The organism is Marinobacterium arenosum, assembly GCF_019795155.1.
Taxonomy (GTDB): domain Bacteria; phylum Pseudomonadota; class Gammaproteobacteria; order Pseudomonadales; family Balneatricaceae; genus Marinobacterium_C; species Marinobacterium_C arenosum.
This window is the reverse complement of record NZ_JAILYN010000010.1, coordinates 62,000-79,728: the sequence shown is the minus strand read 5'-3', so window position 1 is coordinate 79,728 and position 17,729 is coordinate 62,000. Positions and strand designations below refer to the sequence as shown.

The window sequence follows — 17,729 nt, the reverse complement described above, 5'->3', positions numbered from 1 at the left end:
GTACCAAACCAAGCCGTAGTTTGCACCTCAGAAAAAGTTTCTAACCTTCGTTCACAATTGAAAGACTTGGCCGGCGGTCACCGCCGATGAAGAATGGACAGGTGACGTCGCAGATAAGTCTGCGGACGAATCAAAAAAGCCAGTGCAGTGCACTGGCATCTATTATTGTGCCTCATGGCGAGCTTGCCCTGATGGCAGCACCCTAATAAGCAACGGTGAAGCAGGCCCCGTTAAACTGTGGTACCTCGACTTCATCTATTAGTGCTGTGGCTAAATCTGGCAATGAAATCTTTGATTGCCCTTTCTCATCTGTGACCAGCGTATCAGTGCCGATCCGGAACTGGCCTAGTTTTTCCGTACCACCAATAAAGGCAGCGGGTGCTAAGTAAGTCCAGTGCGAGAACCCGCTATCCTGGCAATGGGTCAGCTGCTCTGCGCAAGCAATGGCGATCTCTTTCCAGCCAGGGCCAACGTAATCCGGATCATCAATCAGGCGTCGCTGATCCGCCTTGGGCGACAGCAGGCCGCCAGCGCCACCCGACAGAACCAGGCGCACTTTGTGCTTGTCTGTCACCTTGAGCAGCTTGTCGGTCATCTCAACCAGCAGCGTCTCCTGTCCTTGCGGTGGCCGAACCGCGGCAATGACCACATCCTGTTGACTGAGCAGATCGCCATTTGCGTCCAACGTATCAATGTCGCCGACCACGGCTTTCACACCTGAAGGCAAGGTTTCGGCTTTACTGGCCTCGCGGATGAGGACGGTCAGTTCATGACCGCGTGTTAACGCTTCTGCCAGAATATGGCCACCGATATTCCCTGTTGCGCCGAGTACTAGAACTTTCATCACCATCTCCTTTTGCCTTGAATTCAAGATATATTTATCTTGACACGAAGATAAGTAGATCGTCAACCGTTTGCTTTTTGTGCAGGCCCGAGGCCTTGATAGTTGTCGTGAATATCAATCATGCATGGTGCGTGAAGTCATTCTCCACCAACGGAAGATTAGCTGGTGGTGCGAATTGGCAAAGTTGAAAACCCGCCGTGTCAGGAGGTACCGTGTGAGTTGATTCGATCAATCCTGTGCGGTGGACGAAAGCTAAAGCTGTGTGGCGCGCTATTCGAAAGAGCGCAAGGAGCGGCTGGTACGGCAGATGATGCTCGGTGCCGCGCCGTAGATCTTACAGAATTTCCCTCAGGAATCGGGCTGGGTCTGCTGCACATAGGTGATCAGGTCTTCCGGGGATAAGGCTCTCGGCCGTACTGACTGGACTCTGACCCACCTACCATCCCTGTGCCTGCAGGGCGGCGGTGATGTGGTTCTGAAATGCCAGTTCGCGACTGTCAGCCATGACGGTTCCTCTTCCATGTGTTGTGGTGCAGCGTTGCGTTAACGCCGCGCCGCCAGTTTTTTATAGACAGAGTCTTTTTCGCGTTTGCCCACCGCCAGCACGTAGATGACGATCTCGTCATCCACCACTTCATAGACCAGGCGGTAGCCAGCGGTTTTCAGTTTGATCTTGTAGACAGACTCATACCCGCGCAAGCGCGAGGCTGGCACATGCGGGTTATCCAGCCGCTCGGCCAGTTTCTTCTTGAACTGGGCCTGCAGCGTGGGCGCCAACTTACGCCACTCTTTCATGGCGGCGGGCACGAATTTGAGCTTATAGGTCATCCAGGCTGACTTCGACCGCCTGGTCACGCTGCTGGCGGCGCTGTTCGACCAGCTGCGCCAACGCCTGATCTTCCAGCTGCTCCATCATCCACTCGTATGTTTCAGCCGGAACCAGATAGGCTGCGGGTTTGTTATGGTTGAGAATGGCGATCGCCTCCCCGGCCGACTCTTTCAGCAAAGCGGTGGGGTTCTTTTTCAGTTCGGAGATGCTGGCAGAGCAGTTAGCGAGTACCTGTTGCATATCACACCTTTACTGGAGCCAATTTAAGACCTGAATATAGGTCATATTTGGCAAGCTATCCAGCAACATTGTCTGATCAATCGCCGGTTTCATTCTCGACCTGCTGCGCCTGCCAGAACAACAAACTCCCTATCGATTTCTCGTGCCCTGGAATGAAGGTTGTACTTAGATAAATACGCTGGCGCCAGAGAGATCGCGGTTCCCCACTATACAGCGCACAAGATCGAAGATATTGAGGTGGGAATTAAGGAACTGCCATTAAAACGGCTGGGTGTCCACTTCTAATGGCAAATCGGGCAAAATCAGCTCGTGTCCGGTTTTGTCCCAGCTTTGTCCCAACACAAAAACAGCCACTCGGCATGACCCGTAAGCGGCTGTTTTTGTTCAAAATTCTGGTAGGACTAGGCGGATTCGAACCGCCGACCTCTACCATGTCAAGGTAGCGCTCTAACCAACTGAGCTATAGTCCTAAAACGTGCTGCGTATTATAGATATTTCTTCGGGCAGTGCAACCCCTTGTTACAAAAGAATTTTTACTGGTTAAAGCACGATCAGTTGTTCCACTTTCCTGGCGTGGGCTTTGCCCCCTGCCGCTGTTGCGACCGGCCCATCTTCCGTTTACCAGAAATATAATACCGCTTTATTAACAATATGTTACAAATCCAATCCGGAACACTGCGTAGAAACAGCGCAGTTCTGGTACAACTATTCATCTGGCATAATCGGAACACGAGTGGCTGGCACGCACAGGACCGACTGGCTAGGCTTGCCCATGTAGCCCATATTCAGGCGCTGCTGCCCAAGCGGCCTCAGTTGGACCAAGAGGTATCAGATGACGACCCGCTCCCATAAGGATATCGTGCAGCAACTGGCCCGGTTGGCACTGGCGCTGACTGCCGAGAAAGATCACCGCCGGCTGCTCAGCAAGATCATGCAGGGCTGTATCGAACTCACCAATGCCGATGCCGGCACCCTCTATACCCTCAGCGGCACCCATCCGGACGCGCTGGCGTTCACACTGATGTGCAACCGGACCCTGGGATTGGAGGAGCCGGAAGCCGACCTCGCCCCAGTGGCCCTGTTCGACCGGCGCGGCGAAGCCTCGAAACTGGTGGTGGTGCAGACCTTCCTGCAGCAGACCACGGTCAATATCCCCGACGCCTACCACTGCCAACAATATGATTTCTCGGGTACCCGCCGGTTCGACGCGCAGTTCCATTACCACTCCAAGTCGTTCCTGTGCGTACCGCTGAAGGACCACGAGGGCGAGATGATCGGCGTGCTGCAGCTGATCAACGCGATGGACGACCAAGGCCAGATCCAGCCGTTCTCCGCCGAGCAACAGCAGCTGGTCGAGTCTCTATCGTCAATGGCGGCCACCGCGCTGACCAAGCGCAAATTGATCGATTCCCAGCGTGCGCTGCTGGAATCCTTTATCAAGATGATCGCCCGGGCGATCGACCACAAGTCACCGGTGACCGGCAAGCACTGCGAAAACGTACCGGCCATCGCGCTAACCTTGGCGGAGGCGGTCTGCGAGGCCAGCGACGGCCCGTTCGGCGACACCCGCTTCACCGAGCAGCAGATGTACGAGCTGAAGATCGCCGCCTGGTTGCACGACTGCGGCAAGATCACCACCCCGGAACATATCATCGACAAGGGCACCAAGCTGGAGACGATGTTCGATCGGCTCGAACTGGTCGCCGCCCGCTTCAGCCAGCTTAAGCAGCACCTCTATATCGAACTGTTGGAGCGACTACCAAGCCTGTCCGACAACGCCGCTCGTCAGGCACGCCGTGCTTACGAGGATCGCTGCCGGCAGCTGGACGAGGATTTGGCGTTTCTGCGCACCACCAATCGCGGCGGCGAGTTCCTGGCCGACGAGGCGCTGGCCCGTATCGCCGAGATCGGCAAGGTCGGCTGGACAGACAGCTACGGCAGCAGCCATCAGCTGCTGACCGAGGACGAGATCGCCAACCTGTCGATCCGACGCGGCACCCTGACCGACGATGAGCGCAATATCATGCGCGACCATATCCTGGTGACCATCGATATGCTGGAAGCGCTGCCCTACCCCAAACCGCTGGCCAACGTGCCGGAGATCGCCGGCAACCATCACGAGTGCATGGATGGCAGCGGTTACCCGCGCGGCCTGACTGGCCAGCAGATGTCGCTGCGGGCCCGCATCATGTGTATCGCCGATATCTTCGAGGCACTGACCTCGCCGGACCGTCCGTACAAGAAAGGGATGATGCTGTCGCAGGCGCTGACCATCATCGGCCGGATGGTGGAGGAGAATAAGCTGGACCGCGAGCTGTTCAACCTGTTCGTGACCAGCGGCGCCTACCTGCGCTACGCCGAACAGCATATGGCGGCCAAGCAGATCGATCAGGTGGAGCTGAACACTCTGCCGGGGCTGCACCTCTGATAGTCGCCCCCCTTGATCAATCACCGGTCGGCGGATACATTTGGCCGATCTCGACAATCTTATGCGCCGGCCCTGAGCGACCTGGCCGGCCGCCCTCTGGCACTATTCAGTACAGCAACGATCAGGAAAAGGCTCTCGCCGCGGGGCCCGCCTCCCACACGCCCGCAGCTCCCGCATGCCAACCGCGGGTCTGGTTATACCGCTTTAATCCACGCGTAGAGGCTCTGCCCGTACAGCGCGATGAATCCTAAAGAAGATCTACTTGGAGGTGTGCACGAACACGCCGTCCCAGTCGGCCGGCGGCGGATTTTGCCGGTAGATCGCCAGTCGCGAGCGGTACAGTTCGATCAGGGTCGCATTGAAGCCCTGCTGTTCCAGTTCGTTCAGATGCTGCTGCAAGCGGTCCCAATTCTGCTCGCGGTAGGACGCCATCGCCTCGGCGACCTGTTCAACCTGCCGCTGTACAGATTCGGCAACGGTATCGCGTAGCCCCAGCGGCTGATAGAGGGTCACCGGCTCGCTACGCCCCTTCACCTGCACCCGATCCAGCTCCAAAAACAGGTACTCCGGTACCCGGGCGGCCAGTTCGCCGCTGACGATGATCGGCACACCGTAGAACTTGGTCAGCCCCTCCAGCCGCGAGCCCAGGTTCACCGCATCGCCCATCACGGTGTAGGCCATCCGGTAGCTGGAGCCCATGTTGCCGACATTCATCAGGCCGCTGTTCAGCCCCATCCCCACGTTGATCGCCGGCAGCCCCTCGTCGGCCAGTTCGCGGTTGATCAGCGGCATCTCAAGGTCCATCGCCAACGCGGCATCGAGTGCCAGCCGGGCATGCTGGTCATCCTCCAGTGGCGCGCCCCAGAACGCCATCACCGCATCGCCGATATATTTATCGACAGTACCGCGATGCCGGTAGATGATGCGGGTCATATGGGTCAGGTAGAGGTTCATCAGCCGGGTCAGCTGCTGCGGTGTCAGCTGCTCCGACAGGCCGGTGAAACCGCGCACATCGGAGAAGAACACCGTCATCTCGCGGCTCTCACCCTGCAACGCCACCGGCTTACCGTGGGCATTCAGCTCATCGACGATCTCAGCCGGAATATATTGGCCGAACTGGCTGGCCAGTCGCATCCGGTTACGGGTCTCGAAGAAATAGCCGGTAACCTGCTGGAACAGGAACAGCAGCACAATCAGCAACAGCGTGTAACCGAGCGGGATCACCCAGAGCAGCTCATTCCAGGCATAGAGATTGGCGACCACCACCAACAGCGCCCAGCCGGCGGCCAACAGCGAGCCACGCAGCACCGACAGATGCGGCACTAGGATCGACAGTAGCAGGCCGGTAACCAGCAACTGTACCAACTCGACCGCCCGGGTGTAATCCGGCTGGTGGCGGATCCGCTCATCGAGCATACCGGACAGGATATTGGCATGGATCTCGACCCCCGGATAACGGTTCTGCATCGGCGTGACCCGCAGATCGAGCAGGCCGGCGGCACTGGTGCCGACTAACACGATGGTGCCCTCCAATTGTCCCCGGTCAGCCCGGCCATGCAGCACATCAGCAGCTGATATATAGGGAAAACTGCCCATGCCACCGCGATAGGGCACCAGTACCGCGCTGTGCTCGTCGACCGGAATCCGCACCCCGCCAGCCTCCACCGCACTGAGCGCCCAGTGACTGCCGGTACTGTCCGATTCCAGAATAGGCGTCACGCTGGACTCGCCGAACAATGCCAGGAACATGCCCAGCGCCAATGACGGGTAGTAGCGCTCCTGGTATTGCTGCAACAACGGCACCCGCCGGTAGGTACCATCGCCGTCGACCAACGGATTATCGAAGAAACCGCCCCAGGGAGTCGCCTGCTGCAGCTGGGCCAGGTTACCCAGCACGCCGCTGGCGCGTGGAATCGGCAATTGATACTGCAGATGATCATCGCTCAGCACCGCGTTGCCGGGCTCACCGACTTTCAGCCGGCTGTCGGCGCGGTCGAATACGAAGCCCATCACCACCGGTCGCTCGCTGATCGCCCGGGCAAAGCGACGGTCCGGGTCTAGACTGTCGGCCAACTGCTGCAAACCGCCGGCATCGACCGGGGCATTGCCCCGCCGCCGAAGTGCCTGTTGCAGGTCGGGCAGTTCCAGCTGATTGTTCGGCTCAGAGAACACCATATCGAAGCCGACCAGTGCAACCTGGTAGTGATCCACCAGCTGCTCCAGCAACAGGGCCAGCTTGCGCCGGTTCCAGGGCCAGCGCCCCTCCTCCGCCATGCTGGCCTCGTCAATATCGACGATAACGATGCGCGGATCGACCTCGTTGACCAGCGAATGCTTCAAGCGCAGGTCATACAGATCCAGTTCGAACCGTTCGGCCAGTTCCGGCCGGCTGCCGTTCCAGACGCTGTAAAGCACCAGCAGGGTTACGCCAAGCCCGACCAGGGTACGGATCAGCCGCTGCTTCATAACGGCCTACTCGGCGGTCACCCGGCGCAACTGCTGGAAGTCGATATCCCCTTTGACCACCTTGAGGATGCCATCTTGCAGCAGCGTCAGCATGCCGTCGGTCGTCGCTTGCTGCTTGATCTCGGAAACGGTCGCCTTGCGATAGATCAGCTCGCGCATCCGGTGGGAGGTAGTCAGCAGCTCATGGATGCCGGTACGGCCACGGTAGCCGGTCTGGTTGCACTCATCGCAGCCCTTGGCACGGTACAGTTTGCTGTGACCGGCCTGCAGTCCCAGCGCCTCTACGGCCCCTTCGCCGAACTGGCGCTGCAGGAAAGCGACCTCCTCCTCGTCAGCGGTATAGGCCTCCTTACAGTTGTCGCACAGGGTACGTACCAAGCGCTGGGCCAGGATGCCGAGCAGCGCATCGGAGAAGCTGACCGGGTCGATGCCCAGGTCGAGCAGACGGGTCACCGTCTCCGGTGCCGAATTGGTGTGCAGAGTCGACAACACCAGGTGACCGGTCAACGAGGCTTCGACACCGGCATGGGAGGTTTCCCGGTCGCGCATCTCGCCGATCAGGATCACGTCGGGGTCGGCACGCAGGAAGGAGCGCAGCGCGGCGGCGAAGTCGAAACCGATCTTCGGCTGCACCTGCACCTGCTGCAGGCCGGGCTGGGTGATCTCAACCGGATCTTCGGCGGTCCAGATCTTACGGTCCGGCGTATTCAGCTGCGACAGCACGGCATGCAGGGTGGTGGTCTTGCCCGAGCCGGTCGGTCCGACCACCAGCAGGATACCATGCGGGAAGGTGAGCAGATGGCTGAGCGCCGTGATATTACGTTCGGACAGATTCAGCTGGTCGAACGGGATCGGTTCGCCGGACTGCAGCAGCCGCATGACCACCCCTTCACCGTTGACGGTCGGGATGGTCGCCACCCGCACGTCGATCGGGTGGCCCTGCAGGCGTACCGAGAACTTGCCATCCTGCGGCATCCGTCGCTCGGCGATATCCAGCCGCGACATGATCTTGATACGCGACACCGTGGCGCGGGCATGGCTGGCCGGAATCTGGATAATCTCCTGGCAGACGCCGTCTATCCGCATCCGCACGTTGGTCGGCAGGCGGCCCCGGCCCGGCTCGATATGCACATCGGAGGCGCGCAACCGGCGGGCATCCAGCAGGACGCGGTTGACCAGCCGCACCACGGTGGAGTCCTCCTCACTGACCTCCTCGGAGTCCGACAGGGTGTCTTCCAGCAGCTCGCCGTCATCCTCCAGTTCATCGACGATGGTGGACAGGTTGCCGGCGCTGCCGCCATTCGGATCGGTCACCCCCAGGTACTGCTGGATATCGTCCAGCAGGCCGACACAGATCTCGGTGTGCCGGCTGCCGATCACGTTCTCGATCTCCATCACCCGGTGGCTGTCATTCGGGTCGTCGATCAGTACCAGTACCCGGTCGCTCTTGCCATCGGTCAGCAGCGCCAGGCGGCTGTTGCGCAGGTAGGCCTTGTTGAGCTGGTCGGCAATCGGGTGGGTGTAGTAGCGATCCGGTTGATACGACAGGAACGGCACCTGGTAGTAGCACTCCAGCGACTTGCCGAGCTGTGCCGAACTGATCTTGGCATGCTCCTTCAGCAAGCGGGTCATCGGCAGCTTGTCGCTGGCCTTCTGTTCGAGCCTTGCCAGCGTCTGGCCATCCAGCAGACCGCTGTCGACCAGGTACTCGAACGGACCTTCGGTACAGCCGAAATCGTAACGGAATTTCTGGCCGACCAGGGCAGCGAACTGCTCCGCCCGTTTCAGGTCGTCTTCGGTGAAATGGCCGCCATCACGCCGGTTGATAATCTGCAATACGCCAAGCAGTACCCCCTTGTGCTCGATCGGTACCACCACCATCGCGTGGCTCTTGAACTCGATACCTTTCTCGTAACTGTCGTCGAAATGCAGGTTGGGATGTGCCTGCTTCAGTTCGGCATGGTCCCGAACGTCCTTCAACAGCAGGGCGTGCCGGCTGAAGGCGACGAAACCGGCGATCGACGAGGTACTGATCGGCACCCGGATCTCGCGCACATCGTCACCGGTCTTGTAGCGCGACACGATATCGCCGCTGTGCCGGTTACGCTGGTAGACCGTGACCCGCTCGGCCCCGAACAGCGCCAGAATCGCCTTCTCCACCACCGGAAAGGCGGCGGTAAAATCCTTGAACTCGTGTATCTTGCTCAGAATGGCCGTCAACCGGGCGTAGAACTGGTCGGTATGGGTGGAGATATCTGCGGTCATTGATCAGCCAGATCCTGGTTGTCTGGCCCGGCCTGACCGGCCGGGCGTTGTCTATTTATTATCAAGGCGCCTTCAACAGGCCGGCGCCGGTCACACCGATATTGGAGGTCGGTGCCACGGTGCTGGGGTCTATCGCCTCCTGCAGGCCGAAGCCGGTAACGATCCCCTCGGCGTTGGCGCCGACGAAATCCATCGACATATGGCCATGCATCTGCGCCTGCGGCAGCGAGGTGATATCCAGCGTACCGTCCAGCTTGATATCGCCAGCGCCGTACAGCAGTTGCTCCAGCGGCTGACTGCCGCCGGCCATCGCGGCATTGACATCGTAAATGGTCCCGCCGTCGATGAACTGCAGCGACAGAGCCGCATTGGTGACAGCCTGGGTATCGAAATCGACATCGATGGAGGCCGAATTCACGGTGCCATCGATAACGCCGCTGCCACTGCGGTCATACAGGGTCGGGATAGTACCGCTGTCCCAGCTGTAGGTCACCGCCCCGGTCTTGGCCTGCACCACATCGTAAGGGGTCAGGTCCGTGGTCAAGATGAAATGCAGCGGACCCTTGGTGGTCAGCGTCTGACCATCATCCACCAGCTGGGCGGTGCTACCCTCGATATCCCAGCGTCCCCAGTTGACCGTGGTGCCGCCGACCGTGGTGGTCGATGCCGGTTCCACCAGTGTCGCATCGCCCTTGTCGAATGAGCAGTTGGGCACACAGTCGTCATCAGCGACCGAGACCTGGCTGATCACATCGATGCCACCCTCCTGAACGGTCTGGATCTGGGTGTTGTGACCATCCTGCTGAGCGGTACCGGCCTCCCCCTCGATCCCGGCGATCACCGGGTCGCCATTGGCGTCGGTGACCGGTGTATTGGTCTCGTCGGTCAGCTGATCCGGATCGTCCTCGATAAAGCCGATCACCATCGACGGCGCCGGAGAGGATTCCAGCACGGTTACCCCGTTGACGGTAAATACGACCGACTCGCCGTCCTTTTCATGCAGGGTATATTCGGCCATCGCCTGGTCGGCGCCGGCATAGATCGGGTTGCTGGCGCCATCCTGCTTGCCGGTATCGAAGCGGCCGACCAGATCGAACGCCCAGACGCCCTCCATCGCGATCTCGGTGTACAGCGGCGTACCGGAGCTGTCGGTGCAGAGCCCGCCGGTACAGTTGCCGGACAGGTTCAGCGCGGTGTCCTGGCCGGACAGGTTCATCGCAAACGGCGCAGCCAGCTCCATCACCAGCACCCGGCCATCATTCATGGTCAGCCCCAGGTAGGCGTCGGTGACCTCCTGACTACCAAAGTTGATAATCAGCTTGGCATTATCGACGGTGCCCTCCGCCAGGCTGTTATCGCTGTTCAGCGAGGTGGGCACGGTAGCGCCGCTCAAGTCGAACCGATACACGCCGCGCCGCGCGGTCACCACATCGCTGCCGCTGAGCAGATCGCTCATCACGTAGTGGATCGGCGCCGAGGCCGCCAGACTGTCGCCCCCCTCGTTGGCGTACTCCAGCGCATCGGTGTTCCAGCGGCCGTACCAGACCTCACCGTCACTGCCAAAGGCACCGTCCGCCAGGTTGCCGGTCAGGCCAAGTGTACAGGGCTGCGAGCCGCTGCATCCCGGCACGGCGGCCGACAGGAAACCGTGATGGGAGGTGATAAAGTAACCGACGAAACGGGGGTTCAGTGAATCGCTGTCGTCAACGATGATGTCGATCATGCTGTCATCATCGCGCATTACCTGGATGACGCCGCGGTCGCCGTCACTGTCGAACGATGCCAGCCGAACCTTGGTTCCCGCCGGCCAGTCATTGCCGTTGGCGACATACAGGCTGTCGAACACCGCGGTACCGACAAAGGCCAGATCCAGCAGCGAGCCGTCCTCCTCCAGCCAGAAGCTGGAGATCAACCGGTCAGCGTCGTTGCCAACGAAGTCGATCGCCATGGCGCCGCTGACCGAAGTCGGCGAGCCGCTATCGTCACAGCCGCCGTTACTGCAGAGGCCGCCGATCCCGAGGTGTAGCCGCAGCACTGTACCGTTCAGCAGATCGTTCAGCGACTCCCCACTGCCGGATAATGTTAGCGTTCGGCCATCGGTGAAATTGCCCATCGACAGATAGGTACTGGCCACGCTGGCGCTATCGAAATCGATCTCCACCCCACCTTCGAGAATCTCGCCGGACACCGTCGGCGTCTCGGTGGTGATGCTGCTGCCCTGCAGGAATTCGTAACTATAGCTTCCGCGTTTAACCGTCAGGGCGGCGCTGGGGGTCAGCTTGTCACTGTAGATATAGTGCAGGAAGGACGGCTTGGTCATCGCACTGCCGCCATCGGTGAAGCGCTCGATCGCCCCACTCTGCCAGATGCCATAATAGACCGCCTTGTCCGGATCACCGGTCAGCGCCACCGCTTCGAGCGGAGAACCGCCGGTGTCGATCAGGCAGTCGCCGCTGCAGGCATTGCCGTCGCTCAGGCCGCTGCTTTTGGCATCAACTCCTTCGATCGCGCCGCTGCGCAGATAGATCCGGCTGCCGCTACCACTGGCCTCAACCGTCAGGCCGGCGGCCTGCAGGCCACTGCCCTGATCCGACTGGTAGGCGATCTGCACCCGGCCGCCATCCGGCAGTTGGGTGCCGGTAAAGGCCGGTCCAGAACTACCGCCGGAACTACCGCCGCTGGAACCACCACTACTGCCGCCCGAACTACCGCCGCTCGAACTGCCGTTATCGGTACCGGCGGTATCGTCAGTGGTGCCGTCCGTGACGTCGGTACCATCTGTCACATCGGTACCATCCGTGACATCGGTACCGTCTGTCACATCGGTACCGTCAGTGGCATCTGTGCCATCGGTATTGCCGGTATCACCAGTACTATCGGTGCCGTCGGTGGAGCCGTCCGCGGTATCGGTGCCATCGCCGCCAGTGGTTGTATCGCCGCCATCGATACTATCGGCGCCATCGCTACTATCGGTGCTGTCGTCTATCGCATCGCTGCCATCATCAACGACAATCTGCTGATCGGTCGTCTGCACCGTTTCCTGGGTCAGGTCACCGGCCGGTACGAAATTCTGCTCGGCAATCCGGGCATCGGCCAACAGGCTGAGTTCGGTACTGGTGACGGTGGTGCCCGTGGCCACCGTCAATTCGCTGTTCGTGCTGGTTCCATCGCTCGCCAATTTGGCATCCGACTCGGCAACCCCGCCCGACAGGGCCCCATCACCGGCTGTAAATTCGTTCTCCGTCTCACTCCGCGTGGCGAACTGAGTCTCGGCATCAGAGCCGGTCGTGGTTACAGCTTCGTCATCCGATGCGGCAGCATCATCATCTGCGGCGGCAAAGCTGCCAGCACCGTCATCAACCGGGGCGTCCTGCTGAGCGGCACTGTCATCACCCGACCGATTGCCAGCCGTACTCTTGCGGGATCCGGTATTGCTGTGGCTATCCTTGTCACTGGCAGCCTCCTCCGACTGTTCATCGTCGGCATCCTGGCCGTCCTGCTGCTGACCCTGCTCTTTATCGTCGTCCTTTTTACCTTTGTCTTTGTTTTGTTTTTTGCTTTTATCTTTGCCGTTTTCTCTACCGCTCTCGTCAGACGATTCCTCCGAATCATCCTCGCTGGAGGTATCCCTATCCAGTTCCGCCGGGCGCTCCTCCAGAACCTGCAAATTACCGTCATTGGCAACAAACGCGTAACCGCCGGCCTCGATCAGCTGGGCATCCTGTTGCGACACCGCATAGACCGCCCCTTCGCTGACCGCGAACCACATCCCTTCCGGCGACTGGAAAATCTCGAAGGCGGTGCCGCGAATACCGATGGTGGCAACCGGCGTCTCCAGCCGGTAGTCGTCGCGGTCAACCTTACCGATCTGGCCGCTGATGGTCCGCATGCCACCCTCGATCAGTTTGTAGAACGCACGGCCCTCTTCGGCCTTGCCCTGTTCGAAGCGGTAGTCGGAGATCTCGAAGGAGGTATTGGGTTTCAGAGACAGCATCGCCCCGTCACTGAAACGGACCTGCAGCCGTCCCTTGCCGCCGGTCTGCAGGGTTTCGCCGGAGTACAGATCGGATTGACGCTTCAGGCGGCGGCGCTCGCCGTCGGGCGATATCGCCAGGTTCTTGCCGAAACTCAGGATGACCTTGCCGACACTTTCAGCTGCCGAGGCCGGCAGGGAGGCCAGTACCGTAATTAAAGTAACCAGAGCGGTTAACAGGCGCATCATATCTCTCCCTGTCCTTAAAACTGGTACTGCACGCCGAGGCGCAACTGGTTGCGATCGTAGTCGTAGAGCTCGATATTGGAGTCATTGCGGGTATAGCTGTACCCGGCAATGGCACTCCAGGCGTTCGCGAACTGCCAGCTCAAATCGACCGCCAGCGACAGGTAGTCGTCGCTACGCTTGATGCCGTACAACCAGTCTTCACCCTGATAGTCGCTTAGCTGCGCCACCAGCGTCGAGGTCACCTGCAACTGCGCTGTCGGCTGCAACCGCAGCCCGATATGACCGCCGTAGAAGTGCCGGTCGACACCGGCATCGGCCAGCAGGCCCGCTGTGTCAGGCTTCTCTCGGCCAATGAAGGCTCCGGCGAAATAAAGAGGGGACCAGCGTCCGTTGCCTGCTTTGACCATGCTCAGGCTGAGGCTGAGCTGATCGCTGTCCTTCCAGTCGATGGCATCGTAATCGAGCTGACTGTAATTCAGGGCTGTCGTTATGATGCTAGTCGGGCTCAGGCCATAGGTCCACTCGCCGGCGATGCCGTAGCTGTCGCGATAGTCCTCGTTATCGAGCACATAGTGCTGAGCGTTCAGCCCCAGTTGCAGGCGGTGGGCACCCAACTGCCAGCGAGAGCCGCCGGCCAGGCTGTAGTTCTGGAAGTTCTGCTGGTCTTCGTCCCGATAGCCGCGGGTTTCCAGACCACCGTTGCCATACCAGGATCGCGCTTTATCGACCCGATAACTGAATTCGCCATTCAGCTTGAGCAACCCGAACTGGTCGCCACGTCCCAGCGCGGCTTCATTGAGGGTCACCAGCGAGGTCTGGCCATCGGGGGAGGAGTTGATATTGTCATCGTAGCCCCAGGCCAACTGCAAGCGACCGCTGCCGGCCCAGGGGCTCTGGTAGGCGCGCTGGTCGATCAGCGCCAGGAAGGTGCGGATCTGCTCCACCACCTGCGGCGGCGGATTCTTTTCCAGCACCGCATGAAACTCCTGCCGCGCCCGCTGATCGTCACCTTTCAGGAAATATGCCCGCGCCAGCTCCAGCCGCGCCACGTGCATGTCGGGCTGCAGGATCAACACCCGCTCCAGCGCAAACATACCAAAATCGATATGGCCGCTGTCGATTGCCGCGATGCCATACTGCAGATCGAAGGCCGGCTCGCCCTCGTAACGGTCCAGCAACTGCTGACCCAGCGCATAGGCTTCAGTCATGCTGCCCTGATTTACCAAACCGGTGAGCTGCTCGATCGGTGTCCGGGCAAACGATAACGAGGACGCCAGACTGGCGATGGATAGTGCGACAGCGGTTATTGAAAGCTTCACTCCGGTCTCCGACAGTTCGAGTTGTCGATAATGCGGCGATTTAGCAGCCTGTCAGACTTAGCACTGACCTACTGCGGAAAAGCCGATTTTGGCCATTTTTAAGCTCTTCTGCGTAAAACAGAACTACTATTCGCCTCAAAAGAGCATAAAACCTGGCTCAAAACGTCTTTCCCTCGCTACGATCGGCCAAGCCCGAAAGGCTGCTAGCCTATCAAGCCACGGCAGATCGCTCCATCGTAATAAATAACGATCCGTCAAAAACTGCCCGGCAGGTTAGCAGCGGTACCATTACTCCCACTCCAACAGCGTATCCATTGTTTCACTCCTGCGGCCTTCCTGACGGACCGGCTCGACGAAAGCCGCTTGAAACTCCGCCGCCGGCAGTGGCCGGCTAAGCAGATAACCCTGCAGATAATGACACCCGGCATCCTTCAGGAAGGCCTGTTGCTCCCGGTTCTCCACACCTTCGGCCACCACCCGCATCCCCAGGCCGCGCGCCATCGCAATGGTGGCGACGATCAACTGCTGGTCGCCGGGATCTGTTTCCAGGTCGCGAACGAACTCACGGTCAATCTTGATGGTGTTGAACGGAAAACGCTTCAGATAACTCAGCGACGAGTAACCGGTGCCGAAATCATCCATCGCCAGGCCGATGCCCAGCTCGGACAGGTCGTTCATCACCTGCACGGTGGCAGTGTCATTCTTCACCAACACCCCTTCGGTGATCTCGAACACCAAGGCACTGGCCGGCAGGTGGGTCTGCAGCAGGATCCCCTGCACATAGCTGATCAGGCTGGGATCGCGGAACTGGCGTGGTGACAGGTTGACGCTGATGTAGAAGGGTTCGATGCCATAGTTCAGCCACCGCTTGGCCTGCTGGCTGGCCTGCTCCAGCACCCAGCGACCAATCTCCTCGATCATGCCGGTATCCTCCGCTACCGGAATGAACTTGTCCGGCCCCACCCGGCCCAGGGTCGGGTTGTTCCAGCGCAGCAGGGCTTCGGCGCCAATCACCGTGCCGTCCTCGGCAAAACAGACCGGCTGGTACTCTAGATGCAGCTCTTTGCGCATCAGCGCGCCACGCAGATGCCGCTCGATCTCCACCCGCTCGGCGACAAACCGGTTCATCGTCTCTTCGAAGAAGTTGTAGGTATTTCGCCCCTCCTCCTTCGAGGAGTACATCGCGGTATCGGCCCGCTGCAGCAGTTCGGAGGTATTGGAGGCATGTTCGGGGTAACGGGCGATACCCACACTGCCGGAGATATAGAAGGTGTTTCCGTCCACCACGAACGGCTGGCGCAGAGCATTAAGAATCTGGTCGGCCAGTTGCTGAACCCGCTCTTCGGGTCTGTCGGTCAGCAGCACCAGGAACTCGTCGCCACCGTAACGTGCCAACAACTCCTGCGCCTGCACCAACTGGCGCATCCGGGCCGCCACGGCCACCAGCAGGCGGTCGCCGGCGGAATGGCCGAGGGTATCGTTGATCTTCTTGAAATCGTCCAAGTCGATGAACATCAGATGCAGGCCGGTACCCGATTCCGTGGCGGATTGGATCGCCTGATCCAGCTTGTCGAGCAGATGGTGACGGTTGGGCAACTGGGTCAGGCCGTCGAACATCGCCAGGTAACGGATGTGCGCTTCCTGGTCCTTGCGTTTGGAAATATCGCGTAGACAGGAAACCCTGACCTCCTGGCCGTCCATGACCGTCCCCTTGGCGATGATCTCCAACGGAAAATGCTGGCCATTGCTGCGCCGGCCGGTGACCTCGTAGGGCAGCTCATAGCCTTCCCGGTAACGGGCCTGGGCAGTGGCCACACTCAGCTCATCCAGCAACTGCCAGACCTGCATCTGCAGCAGCTCATCCCGACTGTAGCCGAACAACCCTTCAGCGGCACCATTGGCATCGACCACCTGCCCCTGGCAGTGGATAACAATCGCCTCGCTGGACAGTTCGGTCAACCGTCGCAGCCGGTTCTCGGACTCCCGCAACGCCAGTTCAGCATGACGTCGACGCGACAGATCCTCGCGGCCGGCCCGGTACAGCAGCACTACCGCCACCAGCATCGCCAGCGACATCCCCCCAAAACCATAGGCAGCCCAACTCTCGGCCAACGGAACGCCGTGCGGTTGATCCGGCTCCAGATAAAGCACCTGCCAACCGGGCAATGCGGTAATCCAACCCGTGCCGACAAGAAAACTCTGGTTATCTCCAGACCGCAGGGTACTCTGGTCGATCGCCTGGAAGCCCAATCCGTCGCCCATCTGGTCGCCGAACTGACGACTGTTGGACAGCGCTCGTCGCTGTGGCAACTCGGTCTTCCAAAGCGGCTTGAGCACCCATTCCGGCCGGTTGCTGGCAAACACCACGCCATTGGGCGCCAGCAACAATGCCGTCCCGCTCAGCCCTGCCAACTCCAGGCCCGCCATTCGCGGCGGCATCTTGATAACGGCCACCCCGAGAGGACGCCCATCGGCGTCATCGACCCGGTGACTGAAATAAACGCCCCGCTTTTGGGTCGCCACCCCCTGGGCCAGATAGAGTCCGCGCCCCTGACGAAGGGCGTCTTGGAAATAAGGCCGGAAGCTGAAGTTATTGTCGAGGATGTTCAGTTCAAGGGTCGAGCTGTCGCCAGCCACCAGTTGGCCTTCCAGGTCCATCAGATAGCAGACGTCGGCACTGATCGCACCGCAAAGAGGGTTGAGCAGCTTGGCCAGCTGCTGTGGTGCACTTGAACCGGGCCGTTCAAAGAAATCGATTACCTGCGGTAATTTGGCAAAGGCGTCGGCGGTACGGCTATGGTACTGTGCCGCAATCTCCACTTTTGAAGCGACCTGCTGGGCATGGCGCTCAACCGATTGCAGCGCATCCCGCGAGGCCGCATCGGCGGCATGATAGAAATAAAACAGCGCGCTGACCCCTGCCGTCAGGCAGGTCAGCAAGGCCAGCAACAGTAAAATGATGCGTGTTTTCATGCCTTGCGCGTATCCTTACCGCCGATGTCTGTGTAACCCGTTATACACCACCGGCCCTTGTCCTGGCCATAACCCCCCATCCAACTATTGATCTGAAACCCGTTTCAAATCAGCCAGATGACGACCGCCCCCTGTTTAAACCC

At 59.9% G+C, this 17,729-nt stretch carries 9 protein-coding genes and 1 tRNA gene; 1 reads left to right on the top strand and 9 read right to left on the bottom strand.

All coding sequences use genetic code 11. The features are described 5' to 3' along the window. Positions 1–202: 202 nt before the first annotated feature. The 4 genes from K6T12_RS06890 to K6T12_RS06875 all read right to left on the bottom strand — a co-directional run bounded on the left by K6T12_RS06890 (position 203) and on the right by K6T12_RS06875 (position 2,383). On the bottom strand, positions 203–844 hold the full coding sequence (locus tag K6T12_RS06890) for an NAD(P)-dependent oxidoreductase (RefSeq protein WP_222220809.1): 642 nt from the start codon (positions 842–844) through the stop codon (positions 203–205). 543 nt (positions 845–1,387) lie between these two features. Then, positions 1,388–1,672 (bottom strand): type II toxin-antitoxin system RelE family toxin, encoded by a 285-nt coding sequence (locus K6T12_RS06885; protein WP_222220807.1) that lies wholly within the window; start codon positions 1,670–1,672, stop codon positions 1,388–1,390. After that, positions 1,662–1,913 carry a type II toxin-antitoxin system Phd/YefM family antitoxin gene (locus tag K6T12_RS06880; protein ID WP_222220805.1) on the bottom strand — a complete coding sequence of 84 codons (252 nt, stop codon included), beginning with the start codon at positions 1,911–1,913 and terminating at the stop codon, positions 1,662–1,664. Before K6T12_RS06880 ends, K6T12_RS06885 begins: the two co-directional genes overlap by 11 nt. A 393-nt stretch (positions 1,914–2,306) precedes the next feature. Continuing rightward, positions 2,307–2,383, bottom strand: a tRNA-Val gene (locus K6T12_RS06875). A 362-nt stretch (positions 2,384–2,745) separates the two neighbouring features. Between K6T12_RS06875 and K6T12_RS06870 the strand changes: the two genes are divergently transcribed. Beyond that, positions 2,746–4,341: an HD domain-containing phosphohydrolase gene (locus K6T12_RS06870; protein ID WP_222220803.1), complete on the top strand. Its 1,596-nt coding sequence runs from the start codon at positions 2,746–2,748 to the stop codon at positions 4,339–4,341. Between the two features lie 258 nt (positions 4,342–4,599). Here K6T12_RS06870 and K6T12_RS06865 read toward each other — a convergent pair whose 3' ends face one another. The 5 genes from K6T12_RS06865 to K6T12_RS06845 all read right to left on the bottom strand — a co-directional run bounded on the left by K6T12_RS06865 (position 4,600) and on the right by K6T12_RS06845 (position 17,586). Then, positions 4,600–6,807, bottom strand: coding sequence for a CHASE2 domain-containing protein (locus K6T12_RS06865; protein ID WP_222220801.1), 2,208 nt, complete (start codon positions 6,805–6,807; stop codon positions 4,600–4,602). Positions 6,808–6,813: 6 nt separating this feature from the next. After that, entirely contained in the window at positions 6,814–9,072 is a 2,259-nt protein-coding gene (locus tag K6T12_RS06860; RefSeq protein ID WP_222220799.1) for a GspE/PulE family protein, read from the bottom strand. 61 nt (positions 9,073–9,133) lie between these two features. Further along, positions 9,134–13,294, bottom strand: coding sequence for a FecR family protein (locus tag K6T12_RS06855; protein WP_222220797.1), 4,161 nt, complete (start codon positions 13,292–13,294; stop codon positions 9,134–9,136). Positions 13,295–13,308: 14 nt separating this feature from the next. Beyond that, a complete protein-coding gene (locus K6T12_RS06850) occupies positions 13,309–14,502 on the bottom strand; it encodes a surface lipoprotein assembly modifier (protein WP_222220795.1) in 1,194 nt (397 codons plus the stop codon). A 399-nt stretch (positions 14,503–14,901) separates the two neighbouring features. Next, the gene (locus K6T12_RS06845; RefSeq protein ID WP_222220793.1) at positions 14,902–17,586 is read right to left on the bottom strand and encodes a bifunctional diguanylate cyclase/phosphodiesterase; all 2,685 of its coding nucleotides are present in this window, start codon (positions 17,584–17,586) and stop codon (positions 14,902–14,904) included. Between the last annotated feature and the right edge of the window lie 143 nt (positions 17,587–17,729).

Coding starts and splice junctions, on each gene's coding strand:
- K6T12_RS06885 (WP_222220807.1), bottom strand. CDS start 1,672: ATGACCTATAAGCTCAAATTCGTGCCCGCCGCCATGAAAGAGTGGCGT.
- K6T12_RS06850 (WP_222220795.1), bottom strand. CDS start 14,502: ATGACTGAAGCCTATGCGCTGGGTCAGCAGTTGCTGGACCGTTACGAG.
- K6T12_RS06880 (WP_222220805.1), bottom strand. CDS start 1,913: ATGCAACAGGTACTCGCTAACTGCTCTGCCAGCATCTCCGAACTGAAA.
- K6T12_RS06855 (WP_222220797.1), bottom strand. CDS start 13,294: ATGATGCGCCTGTTAACCGCTCTGGTTACTTTAATTACGGTACTGGCC.
- K6T12_RS06870 (WP_222220803.1), top strand. CDS start 2,746: ATGACGACCCGCTCCCATAAGGATATCGTGCAGCAACTGGCCCGGTTG.
- K6T12_RS06890 (WP_222220809.1), bottom strand. CDS start 844: ATGAAAGTTCTAGTACTCGGCGCAACAGGGAATATCGGTGGCCATATT.
- K6T12_RS06865 (WP_222220801.1), bottom strand. CDS start 6,807: ATGAAGCAGCGGCTGATCCGTACCCTGGTCGGGCTTGGCGTAACCCTG.
- K6T12_RS06860 (WP_222220799.1), bottom strand. CDS start 9,072: ATGACCGCAGATATCTCCACCCATACCGACCAGTTCTACGCCCGGTTG.
- K6T12_RS06845 (WP_222220793.1), bottom strand. CDS start 17,586: ATGAAAACACGCATCATTTTACTGTTGCTGGCCTTGCTGACCTGCCTG.